The organism is Streptomyces sp. NPDC016845 (assembly GCF_044332585.1).
In the GTDB taxonomy this organism is placed as follows: domain Bacteria; phylum Actinomycetota; class Actinomycetes; order Streptomycetales; family Streptomycetaceae; genus Streptomyces.
The window spans coordinates 114683-127774 of sequence record NZ_JBIRPI010000011.1 but is presented as its reverse complement, the minus strand read 5'-3'; the positions used below and the strand labels follow the sequence as shown (position 1 = coordinate 127774).

General features: G+C 72.6%; 14 protein-coding genes. 7 read left to right on the top strand and 7 right to left on the bottom strand.

Going from position 1 to position 13092, the window contains the following annotated elements; all coding sequences use genetic code 11:
• Window positions 1-54: 54 nt before the first annotated feature.
• The 3 genes from ACH4RC_RS25340 to ACH4RC_RS25330 all read right to left on the bottom strand — a co-directional run bounded on the left by ACH4RC_RS25340 (window position 55) and on the right by ACH4RC_RS25330 (window position 1571).
• Window positions 55-522, bottom strand: coding sequence for a hypothetical protein (locus tag ACH4RC_RS25340; RefSeq protein WP_398204958.1), 468 nt, complete (start codon window positions 520-522; stop codon window positions 55-57).
• Window positions 519-845 carry a hypothetical protein gene (locus ACH4RC_RS25335; protein ID WP_398205170.1) on the bottom strand — a complete coding sequence of 109 codons (327 nt, stop codon included), beginning with the start codon at window positions 843-845 and terminating at the stop codon, window positions 519-521. The genes ACH4RC_RS25340 and ACH4RC_RS25335 overlap by 4 nt, the downstream gene beginning before the upstream one ends.
• Window positions 846-917: 72 nt before the next feature.
• Entirely contained in the window at window positions 918-1571 is a 654-nt protein-coding gene (locus ACH4RC_RS25330; RefSeq protein WP_398204956.1) for a DJ-1/PfpI family protein, read from the bottom strand.
• 198 nt (window positions 1572-1769) lie between these two features.
• On the opposite strand from ACH4RC_RS25330, the gene ACH4RC_RS25325 reads away from it, so the two are divergent.
• Window positions 1770-2714 carry a GlxA family transcriptional regulator gene (locus ACH4RC_RS25325; RefSeq protein WP_398204953.1) on the top strand — a complete coding sequence of 315 codons (945 nt, stop codon included), beginning with the start codon at window positions 1770-1772 and terminating at the stop codon, window positions 2712-2714.
• Between the two features lie 77 nt (window positions 2715-2791).
• Here the strand turns inward: ACH4RC_RS25325 and ACH4RC_RS25320 are convergent, their stop codons facing one another.
• A complete protein-coding gene (locus tag ACH4RC_RS25320; protein ID WP_398204950.1) occupies window positions 2792-3547 on the bottom strand; it encodes a FadR/GntR family transcriptional regulator in 756 nt (251 codons plus the stop codon).
• A gap of 245 nt (window positions 3548-3792) precedes the next feature.
• Between ACH4RC_RS25320 and ACH4RC_RS25315 the strand changes: the two genes are divergently transcribed.
• The 6 genes from ACH4RC_RS25315 to ACH4RC_RS25290 are packed head-to-tail and all read left to right on the top strand — an operon-like array spanning window position 3793 to window position 9905.
• On the top strand, window positions 3793-5220 hold the full coding sequence (locus tag ACH4RC_RS25315) for an MFS transporter (protein WP_398204948.1): 1428 nt from the start codon (window positions 3793-3795) through the stop codon (window positions 5218-5220).
• Window positions 5217-6950 (top strand): dihydroxyacetone kinase family protein, encoded by a 1734-nt coding sequence (locus ACH4RC_RS25310; protein WP_398204945.1) that lies wholly within the window; start codon window positions 5217-5219, stop codon window positions 6948-6950. Before ACH4RC_RS25315 ends, ACH4RC_RS25310 begins: the two co-directional genes overlap by 4 nt.
• Before the next feature lie 21 nt (window positions 6951-6971).
• On the top strand, window positions 6972-7448 hold the full coding sequence (locus ACH4RC_RS25305; RefSeq protein ID WP_398204944.1) for a ribose-5-phosphate isomerase: 477 nt from the start codon (window positions 6972-6974) through the stop codon (window positions 7446-7448).
• Window positions 7448-8218: a triose-phosphate isomerase gene (locus ACH4RC_RS25300; RefSeq protein WP_398204941.1), complete on the top strand. Its 771-nt coding sequence runs from the start codon at window positions 7448-7450 to the stop codon at window positions 8216-8218. Before ACH4RC_RS25305 ends, ACH4RC_RS25300 begins: the two co-directional genes overlap by 1 nt.
• The gene (locus ACH4RC_RS25295; protein WP_398204938.1) at window positions 8218-9045 is read left to right on the top strand and encodes a sugar phosphate isomerase/epimerase family protein; all 828 of its coding nucleotides are present in this window, start codon (window positions 8218-8220) and stop codon (window positions 9043-9045) included. Before ACH4RC_RS25300 ends, ACH4RC_RS25295 begins: the two co-directional genes overlap by 1 nt.
• Before the next feature lie 2 nt (window positions 9046-9047).
• Window positions 9048-9905 (top strand): phosphogluconate dehydrogenase C-terminal domain-containing protein, encoded by an 858-nt coding sequence (locus tag ACH4RC_RS25290; RefSeq protein WP_398204937.1) that lies wholly within the window; start codon window positions 9048-9050, stop codon window positions 9903-9905.
• Window positions 9906-9918: 13 nt separating this feature from the next.
• On the opposite strand, the gene ACH4RC_RS25285 is transcribed toward ACH4RC_RS25290, so the two are convergent.
• From ACH4RC_RS25285 to ACH4RC_RS25275, 3 genes are all read right to left on the bottom strand, one after another.
• Complete coding sequence (locus ACH4RC_RS25285) at window positions 9919-10857, bottom strand: NAD-dependent epimerase/dehydratase family protein (protein WP_398204934.1); 939 nt, start codon at window positions 10855-10857, stop codon at window positions 9919-9921.
• A gap of 114 nt (window positions 10858-10971) precedes the next feature.
• Entirely contained in the window at window positions 10972-11607 is a 636-nt protein-coding gene (locus ACH4RC_RS25280) for a DUF6629 family protein (protein WP_398204932.1), read from the bottom strand.
• Between the two features lie 78 nt (window positions 11608-11685).
• Window positions 11686-13089, bottom strand: a complete 1404-nt coding sequence (locus tag ACH4RC_RS25275; RefSeq protein WP_398204930.1) for an FAD-binding oxidoreductase — start codon at window positions 13087-13089, stop codon at window positions 11686-11688.
• Between the last annotated feature and the right edge of the window lie 3 nt (window positions 13090-13092).

Genomic DNA, 13092 nt, shown 5'->3' with positions numbered 1-13092 from the left:
GGTCCCGTCCGGCCGCCGCCCGGCCGGGAGCCCCCGGAGGTCGCAGCCGCCCCGTCACGCCCCTGTCGTGGAACCGGGGCGGACGATCATCAGGACCGTGACCGTCGCCCACAGCAGGTTGAACGCTCCGGTGAGGGCTGCCAGTTGAGCCGCGCTGCGGGGGAGGGGCGGCGCGCCGGACTGCCGCACCGCGCCGAGCGCCGCTTCCTGCGCGGGCAGGATCAGCAGCGCCAGGACCGCGGCGGCCGCCGCCGTCAGCAGGATCGAGACGATCAGCCAGGCGCTGCCGAGCACGCCCAGGCTGCTCGCCGTCGCGAACCCGAACAGCGGTACGGCGATGCCGATCCCGGCGTAGACCCGGCAGATGCGGTGCAACGTGCCCAGCGTCGACACCGGTTCGGCCTCGCCCGGTGACGCGAGCGCCTGCCGCCAGGTCCTGGGAAACATGCTCGCGGCGACGGTGACCGGCCCTACGGTCAGCACAGCGGCGAGGACGTGCAGGCTGAGCAGGAATTTCGTCATGGTCGGCGGCCCGCGCCCGGAGCGTCGGCGCGGCGCACGCCGCTGACCTTCGAGGCGGGCAGCCGCCCCGCGCGCGAAGTGCCGCTCATCGTCGAGCCGTCGACGGTCACGGCGAACACCAGGTTCAGCCGCATGGGCCTGGTGACGGCCTGCTTCCAGCTGAGCCGGTCGCCGGTCAGCGACACCTCCGTGAGCGGCACTTCCTGGCCCGCCCCGTGTGCGCTGCCGGTGATCCCGGAGCCGTCCTCACGCAACTCCACGACGGCGTCGATCGTGCCGATCGGGGTCGCGACGGACAGGTCCCAGATGCCTTCGACGGACACTTCGTCTCTCTCTTCACTCAACGGGGTGCCTCTTCACTCAACGGGGTGCGGTGCGGCGGATCGGGTGGGTGCTCAGAACGCGACGGGCGCCGGGCCCTCGGCGCGCCACACCGTGCCCCGACGCTCGTGGGCGAACAACTCCTGGACGGCGTGCGCGACTTGCGGACCGACCTCGCGCTCCAGCAGATGGAGGGCCAGGTCGAGGCCGGAGGTGACGCCCGCGCCGGTGACCAGGGCGCCGTCGTCGACGACGCGGGCCCGCACCGCGTGCGTGCCGGTGGCGTCGAGCAGGTCGAGGCCCATGTGGTGCGTGGTGGCGTGGCGGCCCTCGATGAGTCCCGCGACGGCCAGGACGAGCGAGCCGCCGCAGACGGTGGCGACGGTCACCTCGGGGTTGCCCATCGCGGCCCCGAGCAGCGCGGGGAGAGCGGTGTCCAGGGTGCGGCCGAGCAGGACGGGAATGGCGGGCTCGGCCGTGCCGCTCTCCTCGACCGGTCCCGAGGCGCCGGGCACGAGGACGACTCCGGCGCGCGCCGGGTCGAGAGTGCCCGTCGCCCGCAGCGTGAGCCCGCCGGTCCCGCTGCCCACCTCGCGCGGGCCCTCGGCGGAGACCAGCTCCACGCCGACGGCGCCGCCGGACGCGGCACCGCCCGCGTGCAGGACCTCGAACGGGGCGACGACATCGAGCGGATCGAAACCGTCGAAGAGGACGATCTGGACGTGCATGAGGGAGGTTCCTTCGCGTGCGACGGGCCCGGTCCGCGCCGGGCTCATGCCGACGTTAAGCACTCGCGGACGCCGCTCCCAGTGGCATTGATGCCGAGTGCCAACGGGATAACGCCAAGCCGCTTCAGCAGCGGTTTCCGACCCGCGCACACGGCATCAGGCGGTGGCGGTAACTCGGCCACGCGCTATGTTCTCGCCATGCACCTCGTCGCCGTCCTCGCCCTCGACCACGTGATCCCCTTCGATCTGTCCACTCCGATCGAGGTCTTCGGCCGCACCCGCCTCCCGGACGGCAGACCCGGCTACCAGGTCCGCGTCTGCGCGGAGCGGGAGGACGTGGACGCGGGTACGTTCACGATCCGCGCGCACCGGGGCCTGGAGGGTCTCAAGGGCGCCGACACGATCATCGTGCCCGGCACCGCGGCGCCCACGGCCCCGCTGTCACCCGCCGTCCATGACGCGCTCCGGGCGGCGGCCGGGCGAGGCACCCGTATCGCCTCCATCTGCGCGGGCACCTTCCCGCTCGCCGCCACCGGACTTCTGGACGGGCTGCGGGCGACTACCCACTGGATCGCGGCGGACCTGCTCGCCGCCTCCTACCCGGAGGTGAAGGTCGACCCCGACGTCCTCTACGTCGACAACGGGCAGATCCTCACCTCGGCCGGCGCCGCCGCCGGACTCGATCTGTGCCTGCACATGATCCGCCGCGACTACGGTTCGGCGGTGGCCGCAGACGCGGCCCGGCTCTCCGTCATGCCGCTCGAACGCGAGGGCGGCCAGGCGCAGTTCATCGTCCACGACCACACCCCGGCCCCCGCACCGCGGGGCGCCTCCTTCGAGCCGCTGCTCGACTGGCTCCGCGACCACCTGGACAGCGAACTCACCCTCGCCGACATCGCCGCCCGCGCGGGTGTCAGTACCCGAACGCTGATGCGCCGCTTCCGCGAGCAGACCGGTACCACCCCGCTGCAGTGGCTGCACCGCGCCCGCATCCGGCAGGCCCAGCATCTGCTCGAGACGACCGGGCATCCCGTGGAACGGATCGCCGCGCAGGTCGGCTTCGGCTCGCCGACCGCGTTCCGCGACCGCTTCAAGCGCACGACTGGCGTCAGCCCACAGGCGTACCGCCGGACGTTCAGCTAGGGCCTCAGGGCTCTAGAGCCTAAGAGCCGGAGAGTCGGAGAGTCGGAGAGTCGGAGAGCCTCAGGGTTTTGAAAGCCCTAGACCTCCACAGACTCCCGCAGCCGCGCGCTGGCCATCCGCATGTGCTCGGCCATCGCCCGGTCCGCCGCCTCCGGGTCCCGGTCGCGGATCGCCTTCAGCACGGCGTCGTGCTCGCACAGGGTGCCGCTGACCGTGCCCTCGATGTCGCTGACCCGCTCCATCCACACCTGGAGCAGCGCCCGGATGGAGTGCAGGATGTCGCTGAGGACCGTGTTGCGGGCGATGCTCGCGCACTCCAGGTGGAAGGCGATGTCGGCATCGATGAACGCCTTGACGTCGCTGCCCGCCTCCCGCATGTGGCGCAGGTGCTCCTCCAGACGGGCCACGTCCTCGTCCGTCGCCCGTTCGGCGGCGAGCCGGGCCGACACACCCTCCATGTAGGTGCGGACCTCGACCAGGTCCCTCGTCCGGCGCTGACCCAGCATCAGGCCCCAGTTGATGGCGCGCGGCAGGAACTCCGAGGTGCCCTCGCGCACGTACGAGCCCGAACCGGGGCGGATCTCGATGATGCCGAGCACGTCGAGCGCGGACAGCGCGCCCCGGACGCTGGAGCGCGCGACGCCGAGCGCCTCGGCGAGCTGGCGCTCGGCGGGCAGCCGGGTCCCGGGCCGGATGTTGCCCGCGGAGAGGTGGTCGAGGAGGCGCTTGGCGACCTCGCTCACCGAGGACTCGCGCACGACGGGGCGCAGGAGTCGGGCGAGGTCGGGCTGGTCGCCGGGCGTGGCGGAGGCGGGCTGACTGGTCACGGTCACCAGTAGACCAGACGGCCGCCCGCCCCCTCGCGCGTCATCCCTGGCAGCCAGCTTTGTCAAGGGTTCAACCAGCAGCGGCAAGTGCGACGCTCGCCACATTGGTAAATTGGTGACCAATTTGCGAATCAGGCATAGCGTGACACGCAGATCGGCCCCCACCGGCGAGGACAGCCTCCGCTGCCCGCCGCTTGCGCCGAGAGTGACCCAAGTCCGGACAGAGCTGTCCGGCGAGCCGAGGAGTCGCCATGCCTGCCAGCACCGCGCCGCCCGTGACGACGGAGGCGAGATCAGCCGTCGAGACGTCGGCGATCAAGAAGATCTCGATCCGCCTCGTCCCGTTCGTGGCCCTGATGTTCTTCGTGAACTATCTGGACCGCACCGCGGTGTCGTTCGCCGAGCCCAACGGAATGGGCCAGGACCTGGCCCTGACCGCCGCCCAGTTCGGCTTCGCCTCCGGGATCTTCTTCCTCGGCTACATCGTCCTGGAAGTCCCCAGCAACATGGCCCTGCACCGGTTCGGCGCCCGCCGCTGGCTGGCCCGGATCATGGTCACCTGGGGCATCGTGTCGCTCCTCTTCACCTGGGTGAACAGCAGCGGCGGCCTCTACACGCTGCGCTTCCTCCTCGGCGTCGCCGAGGCCGGGTTCTTCCCCGGCGCGATCCTCTTCCTGAGCCAGTGGGTGCCGAGCCGCCACCGCACCAAGATCCTCGGCCTCTTCTACCTCGCCCAGCCGCTGACCACCGTCTTCGGCGCCCCGCTCGCGGGCTGGCTGATCGGCCACCACGGCCTGTTCGGCCTCGAGGGCTGGCGCGTGATGTTCCTGTTCGTGTCGATCCCGGCGATCCTGCTCGGCGTCATCGCCTGGTTCTACCTGATCGACCGCCCGGCCGACGCGAAGTGGCTGACGCCCGGCGAGCGCGACTGGCTCACCAAGGAGCTGGCCGCCGAGAACGCCGGGAAGACCGGCCACGACGGCGGCAACGACGGCGGCCACGACGGTGGCAACGACGGTGGCAACGACGGAGGCCACGCCAAGGGCGACCTGAAGCGGGCGTTCACCAACACCCGCGTCTGGATCCTCGCCGTCGTCTACTTCGGCTTCGTCTACGGGCTCTACGCGCTCGCGTTCTTCCTGCCGACGATCATCAACGGCTTCCAGGACCAGTACGACACCACGTTCAGCGTGATGGACAAGGCGTGGATCACCGCGATCCCGTACCTGCCCGCCGCCATCGTCCTCTTCTTCTGGACGCGCCACGCCACCCGGCACGGCACTCGCACCTGGCACGTGGCAGGGCCCGCGATCGTCGGCGGTGTCACCATCCCGCTCGCCCTCTACATGGGCTCGCCCGCCGCCACCGTCGCCGTCATCACGGTCACCGCCTGCTCGATCTTCGCCGCGCTCCCGGTCTTCTGGGCCGTCCCCTCCCGCTTCCTCACCGGAGCGGCCGCCGCGGCCGGCATCGCCCTGATCAACACGGCGGGCAACATCGCGGGCTTCGCCTCCAGCTACATCACCGGCTGGCTCAAGGACTGGACCGGCGGCTACTACGTACCGCTCTACCTCGTCGGCGCCTTCATGCTGCTCTCCGCCGCGCTGATGATCTGGCTCGCCGCCCGTACCCCCGACTCCCCGTCCACCACCCCTGCACTCGCGGAGAACCAGCGATGACCCGCCTCTACAACGACCCCGCCGCCTTCGCCGACGAAGCCCTCGAAGGGTTCGCCGCCGCCCACCGGCGCTGGGTGCGCCCCGTTCCCGGCGGCGTGGTGCGGGCCACCGCGAAGACGCCGGGCCAGGTGGCCGTCGTCATCGGCGGCGGCTCCGGGCACTACCCGGCCTTCTCCGGCCTGGTCGGCCAGGGCCTCGCGCACGGCGCCGCTGTCGGCAACGTCTTCGCCTCGCCCTCCGCCCAGCAGATACGCAACGTGGCACGGGCCGCCGAGTCCGGCGGCGGCGTCCTCCTCCTCTACGGCAACTACGCGGGCGACGTCCTCCACTTCGGCCAGGCCGCCGAACGCCTCACCGCCGAGTCCGTCCCCACCCGCGCCTTCGCCGTCACCGACGACCTCTCCAGCGCCGCCCCCGACGAGGCCCACAAGCGCCGCGGCATCGCGGGCGACCTGCCCGTCTTCAAGGCCGCGGCGGCCGCCGCCGAGCAGGGCCTGTCCCTCGACGAGGTGACCGACGCCGCCGCGCACGCCAACGCCCGGACCCGCTCCTTCGGCATCGCCTTCTCCGGCTGCACCCTGCCGGGCGCCGACCACCCGCTGTTCTCCGTCCCGCAGGACCGGATGGCCGTCGGCCTCGGCATCCACGGCGAACCCGGAATCGGCGAAGCCGCCGTGCCCTCCGCCGACGAGGCGGCCGAACTCCTCGTCTCCGCGCTTCTGAAGGAGCTGCCCGAGGGTGTCACCACCCCGGACGGGCAGCGCGCCGCCGTCATCCTCAACGGCCTCGGCTCCGTCAAGTACGAGGAGCTCTTCGTCGTCTACCGGCGCGTGGCCCAGCTCCTCGCCGAGGCGGGCGTGCAGACGGTCGACCCGGAGGTCGGCGAACTCGTCACCAGCTTCGACATGGCCGGCGTCTCCCTCACCCTGACCTGGCTCGACGCCACCCTCGAACCGCTGTGGACCGCCCCGGCCGACACCCCCGCCTACCGCAAGGGCGCCGCCCCGGTCGCGGCCGTGGTCACCGAGGAGGAGGTGTACGAGGCCGAGATCGGCACCGCGCCCCGAGCAGAGGCGAGCGAGGAGTCCCGCCGGGCCGCCGCCACCGCCCTCGACGCCCTGCGCCTGCTCGCGGAGACCGTCGACACGCACGCCGACGAGCTCGGCCGCATCGACGCCGTCGCCGGGGACGGCGACCACGGCATCGGCATGCGGCGCGGCTCGGGCGCCGCCTACGCCGCCGCCCGCGAGGCAGGCGGGGCAGGGGCGGGCGCCCGTACGCTCCTGACCGCCGCCGGAGACGCCTGGGCCGACAAGGCGGGCGGCACCTCGGGCGCGCTGTGGGGCATCGTCCTGCGCGCCCTCGCCGACGCGCTCGGCGACACCGGACGGCCGACCCCGGCGACCGTCGCCCACGGAGTCCTGAAGGCGTCCGAGAACGTCCGCAGGACCGGCGGCGCCGAGGTCGGCGACAAGACGATGGTGGACGTGCTCGTTCCCTTCGCCGAGACGCTCGACCAGCAGGTCTCGGCCGGGGCCCACCTCGCCACCGCGTGGGGCACGGCCGCCGACGCCGCCGAGCGCGCCGCCCGCGCCACCGCAGACCTCCTGCCCCGCATGGGCCGCGCCCGGCCGCACGCCGAGAAGTCGCTCGGCACGCCCGACGCGGGCGCGCACTCCCTCGCCCTGATCGTCCGCGCCGTGCACGGCGCGCTCACCACCTGCAAGTAACCCCACGAAGGACACGCACCCATGAGTGAGAAGCTGCGGATCGTCGTCGGCTGCGACGACGCCGGATTCCAGTACAAGGAAGCCCTCAAGGCGGACCTCGAGGCGAGCGGCCTGGTCGCCTCCGTGACCGACGTCGGTGTGGACGCCGACGGGCACACCGCCTACCCCAAGGTCGCCATCGCCGCCGCCGAGCTGGTCGCGCGCGGCGAGGCCGACCGGGCGCTGCTCGTCTGCGGCACAGGACTGGGTGTCGCGATCGCCGCGAACAAGGTCAAGGGCGTCCGCGCCGTCACCGCCCACGACTCCTTCTCCGTCGAGCGCGCGGTGCTCTCCAACAACGCGCAGGTCCTCACCTTCGGCCAGCGCGTCGTCGGCCTCGAACTGGCCCGCCGCCTCGCCGCCGAGTGGCTGACCTACCGCTTCGACGACTCCTCGCCGTCCGCCGCGAAGGTCCGCCTGATGAGCGACTACGAGAACGAGTCCGAGGCGGCCGCCTGATGACGTCCCCCGTCCTGCTCGGGGTGAGCCTGAAGATGTACTTCGGCCACCACGAGACCCTCAACTGGGCGCGCAAGGTCGTCCAGCTGGCCGACCGGCACCCGGCCGTCACGAGCGGCGCGGCCCGCCTGTTCGTGCTGCCCGCCTTCCCGGCGATCGTGCCCGTGGCGGGGATCCTCGCGCGCAGCGGCGTCGACGTGGGCGCGCAGGACGTCGCCACGGAGGACGTCGGCGCGTACACGGGCGAGGTGTCGGGGCCGTACCTGAAGGAGATCGGCTGCCGGTACGCCGAGGTCGGCCACGCCGAGCGGCGCCGCCTCTACGGCGAGGGGGACACGGTCGTCGCCGCGAAGACCGCCGCCGCCCTGCGCAACGGGCTGGTTCCCGTCCTGTGCGTCGGAGAACTCGACCCCGTCGAGCCGGCGGAGGCCGCCCGCCGTACCGTCGCCGAGGCCGCCCGCCTGCTGTACGGCATGCGTGGCAAGGTCGTCCTCGCCTACGAGCCGCAGTGGGCGATCGGCGCCCCCGAGCCCGCCTCGCCCGAGCACATCACCACGGTGTGCGCGGCGCTGGGGGAGTGGCTCGACTCCCGCCCCCAGCACGCCGGTTCGACCGTCATCTACGGCGGCAGCGCCGGGCCCGGCCTGCTCACCCGCCTCGGCGGCTCCGCGGGCGGACTCTTCCTCGGCCGCTTCGCCCACGACCCGGCGGCGGTGGGCGCGATCCTCGACGAGGCCGAGGCGCTCACCTCCCGTACGGCGGTGGCGTGATGGCGTACGGCATCAGCACCTACGCCTACTTCTGGCGGATCTCCGGACGCGCGCCCAAGCCGCTCTCCCTGCTCGACATGCTCGTCGACACCAAGGAGCTGGGCGGTCAGGTCTTCCAGATCTGCGACTACCCGGACATCGAGACGTACGACGCCGCGCGCCTCGCCGACGTCCGCGACGCCGCCCGTGACCTGGGCCTGCGCCTGGAACTCGGCACGAGGGGCGTCCGCCCCGAGCACCTGGCCAAGTACCTCGACATGGCCGGGCGGCTGGACGTGACGCTCGTCCGCTCGATGATGAACACGGCCGACCACCGGCCGTCGGTCGACGAGGCCGTCACCCTGCTGCGGCAGGCGCTGCCCGCATACGTGTCGGCAGGTGTGACCCTCGGCCTGGAGACGTATGAGCAGGTGTCCACCGACGACCTCCTGTCCGTCGTCAAGGGCGTCGACACCCCACACCTCGGTGTCGTCCTCGACCCCGGCAACAGCGTGGCCCGCCTGGAGCGCCCCGCCGACGTGGTGGCGGCGACCGCCCCGTACGTGGTGAACGTCCACGTCAAGGACTTCGCCTTCACCCGCCGCGACGGCTGGGTCGGCTTCACCTACGCGGGCTGCCCGCTCGGCACGGGGCTGCTCGACCACGCGGGCCTGACCGCCGCGGTCCGCCCCGACGAGCGCGGCCTCAACCAGATCGTGGAGCACTGGCTCCCGTGGCAGGACGAGGGCTTCGACGCCACCGCCCGGCTCGAACACCAGTGGACGCGGCACAGCATCACCACTCTCCTGAGCAACACCCTTCCGCACACCCCTCTGAGGAGCGAATGACCATGGCCACCGAGAACAAGACAGTCGCCGTCATCGGGGCCGCCGGCAAGATGGGCCAGCGTGTCTCCAACAACCTGGTCGACAGCGACTTCCGGGTCCTGTTCAGCGAGGCGTCCCCGAAGGGGCAGGAGCTGATCCGCTCCCTCGGCCGCGACCTCACCGACTCCGACGTCGCCGCCAAGGAGGCCGACGTCGTGATCCTCGCGGTGCCGGACATCGTCCTCGGCACCGTCTCCGAGCAGCTCGTCCCGCTGATGAAGCCGGGCACCGTCGTCCTCACGCTTGACCCGGCCGCCGCGTACGCGGGCCTCCTCTTCGCCCGTGACGACGTGCACTACGCCTGTGCGCACCCCTGCCACCCGTCCGTCTTCCTGGAGCGCACCACCAAGGAGGAGTGGCAGGACACCTTCGGCGGCATCGCCGCGCCGCAGGAGGTCGTCGCCGCGTACGAGGGCGGCGACGCCGGCAAGCAGGCGCTCGCCGACGCCGTCATCCGCTCCATGTACGCGCCCGTCGTCGATGTCCACTGGGTCACCGTCAAGCAGCTCGCCGTCCTGGAGCCGACGCTCGTCGAGACCATCGCCTGCATGGTCGGCGCGCTCCTCACCGAGGCGCTGCACGAGACCGTGCACACCGTCGGCGTCCCCGAGAAGGCGGCCCGCGCGATGCTCCTCGGCCACACCCAGGTCGCCCTCGCCAACACCCTGAAGGGCTCCAACCCGTTCTCCGACGCCTGCCTCATCGCGATGGACTACGGCCGCGAGTCGATCGTCCGCGACGACTGGAAGAAGGTCTTCGACGACGCGGAGCTGGACAAGGTCATCACGCGCATGCTCAAGATCAAGGAGATCAGGCGCTGAGCCTGTCCTGTGATCACAGCGCGGCCCTGTACCAGGCGAGGGTCGCGTCCAGCGCCTCGGGCAGGGGTGTCGGGCGTACGCCGAAATGCTGCTCGAAGGCCGTCGAGTCCATGATCTGCACCTCGGTGTGCTGGTAGAACATCTCGGCGTACTCGGCCATGAACCGCTCGTCGAACGGGCCGAACGGGCGCGGCTCCGCCATGACCGTGAGGTCGAGGGGCCGGCCCGTGCGCTGCTCCACCATCGCCAGGATCTCGCGGGTGGGCAGGGCCGGGGCGGTCGGCAGGTGCCAGACGCGGCCGTCGCCGTCGGGGCGTTCACCGAGCGTGGCGAGCCCGGCGGCGACATCGCCGATGTACGTGTAGCTGTGCGGCAGGCTGATGTCGCCGAAGGCCGGGACCTCGCCGCCGCCGAGCGCCGCCGGGAAGACGGCGCCGCCGAGCGTCGAGTTCAGGACGCCGGGCCCGAAGAAGTCGGCGGAGCGGCCGAGCACCACCCGGGCGCGGCCCGCGCGGTGCGCCGCCAGGTACTTCTCGTCGAGGTCCGCGCGCATCCGGCCCTTGCGGGACGTGGCGTTCCAGGGCGAGTCCTCCGTCATCACGGCGCCGCCGGTCTCGCCGTACGGGTACAGCGTGTCGAGGACGACGAGGCGCGCCCCGCTCTCCTCGACCGCCCCGATGACGGCCTCCTGGATGCCCGGCATCGCCTCGACCTGGAGGTGGTAGGCGACGTTGACGCAGTGGTACACGACGGCGGCCCCCGCCACCGCGGCCCGCGCGCCCCGCGCGGTGCCGACGTCGGCGGCGAACCGCTCGACGCCCGCCCGCTCGGACCCCTCGCCCTTGCGGTCGACGAGCCGGACAGGGTGCCCGCGGCGCACCAACTCCTCGGCGAGGGCGGTTCCGGCCGGGCCGGAACCGAGGACGACGTGCGGTGACTGGGTGCTGGTCATGGGTGAACCCCCTGAATGGCCTGACGGCGATGGCGTGAGTGCTGCTTGCGTCTGTTAGAGACTCTAACTCTCGCGCATGCCAGTAGCAAGGGCCTGCTCCGTGAGGGGGGTTCGTCAGCGCGCGCCCGGCGCCGCTGCCGCCGCCCGGCGCGTCCACGCGTACAGCACCAGCGAGCACACCGCCGCCGCCGCGCACCACGTCGACACGAACTCCCACCGCCAGAGCGCCGTGCACACGGCGGCGGCGGCCCCGACCAGGGAGCCGAGCAGGATCAGGCCCGCCTCGCCGGACAGGAGCAGGGAGCCGATCGTGGCCAGGAGGTAGCCGGCGACGAGGAATCCGGCGTGCGGCAGGCCGATCTCGTAGGCCATGGTGTGGCCCCGGACGGTGGCGGTGACGGTCCTCGTCGCCAGGGCGTACGCGAGGGCGGCCGAGGTCACCACCCCGCACGCGAGCAGGGGCCACACCCGCAGGCGGGCCCGGGGCCGCGCCACGCACAGCACCCCCGCCGGGATCCAGAGCGGAAGCAGCGGCAGGGCGATCACCGCCCAGGCGACGACGGCGGGGCCGTGACCGCCGCTGTCGTTCCAGATCACCGCCTCGGTGATCTGGTGCGCGCCGAGCAGCAGCGGGAGCGCCGCGAGCGGAACGGCGCGCGGCCGGGTCCGGGCGGCCCGCGTCACGCAGGCGACCCCCACGGCGGTGATCGCGCTCCCCGCCACGAGGTCGGCCGTCGCGCTCCAGCACATGCGGGCCACGCTACGTTCCCCGAGCGCACCCGGCGCGTCGACGGCGGGCCGGGACGGGTCAGGTCAGGCCAGGTCAGGTCAGGGTCCGGCCGCCGGATCCGGCTCGATGTTCTGGTTGAGACGGAACACGTTCTCCGGGTCGAGCGCCGCCTTGATACGGGCGAGCCGGGCGTAATTGCCCCGGTAGCCTGCGCGTACGCGCTCCTGCCCCTCGTCCATCATCATGTTCACGTAGGCGCCGCCCGCCGAGAACGGGTGCAGCGCCTCGAAGTAGTCGACCGTCCAGCGCTTGATCAGCCGGGCGTTGGCCGGGTCGGGGTCGACGCCCGCGTAGACGCTCGCCCACCGGGAGTCCCGGTAGTGGAAGGCGGTGTCGGAGGCGGCGTGGTCGTGCGCGGCGCCGTCGATCGGATAGAGGTGCATCGTGGACTGCATGCTCGGCACCTCGGGCCCGAACTTGGCGTGCAGCGCCACCGCCTCGTCCGGGATGTCCCGCACGAAGTCGGCCCGCCAGTACCACTGGTCGCCGGGCGGGTAGAGCCCGTCGAACATCGACTGCAGCGCCGGGTGCGGCATCGGCGCGACCGCGTGGAGGAGCGGCTCGGGGACCGCGTCGAGGAACGGGGCCATCGCCCTCCCCGCCGCCTCCGCGTCGTCGTGCGTGTGGCACCAGACGACGGCGCACACCTTGCGCAGGTGCAGCTCCTCGGGGAACGGCGGCGCGGGCGGCACGGTCGCGTACATGAAGAAGCCGTTGACGTCGCGGGGCTGGGACGGGATGAAGTCCCGGTAGGCGGCGAGGACTTCGGCGCCCTGCTCGGCCGGCCAGAAGGTGGGACCCGCGACGACCGTGGCCAGCTCGTGCAGCCGGAACGTGAACGCGGTGACGGCGCCGAAGTTGCCGCCGCCGCCCCGGATTGCCCAGTACAGGTCCGTGTTCTCGTCGGCGTCCGCGCGCACCTGTGTGCCGTCGGCCAGGACGACGTCCGCGGCGAGGAGGTTGTCGACGGTCAGGCCGAAGCGGCGGGTGAGGTGGCCGAGGCCGCCGCCGAGCGCGAGCCCGCCGACACCGGTGGTGGAGATGATGCCGCTGGGCGTGGCGAGGCCGTGCTCGTGCGTGGCCGCGTCGACCAGGCCCCAGGTGGCGCCGCCGCCGACGCGTACGGTGCGGGCGGCGGCGTCGACCTCGACCGCGTTCATCGGCGACAGGTCCGCGACGACCCCGCCGTCACAGGTACCGAGCCCCGCGCCGTGGTGGCCCCCGCCGCGCACGGCGAGCGGAAGGCCGTGGCGGCGGGCGAAGCCGATGGTGCGCGTGACGTCGGCGGCGTCGGCGCAGCGCGCGACGAGCGCCGGACGCCGGTCGATCATGGCGTTGTAGACGGCGCGCGCCTCCGCGTACGCGGAGTCCTGCGGCCCGATCAACTCCCCGCTGAAGTCGGCGAGTTCGCGTGTCGCTGCCTGGGCAGGTGTGATGGTCATGCG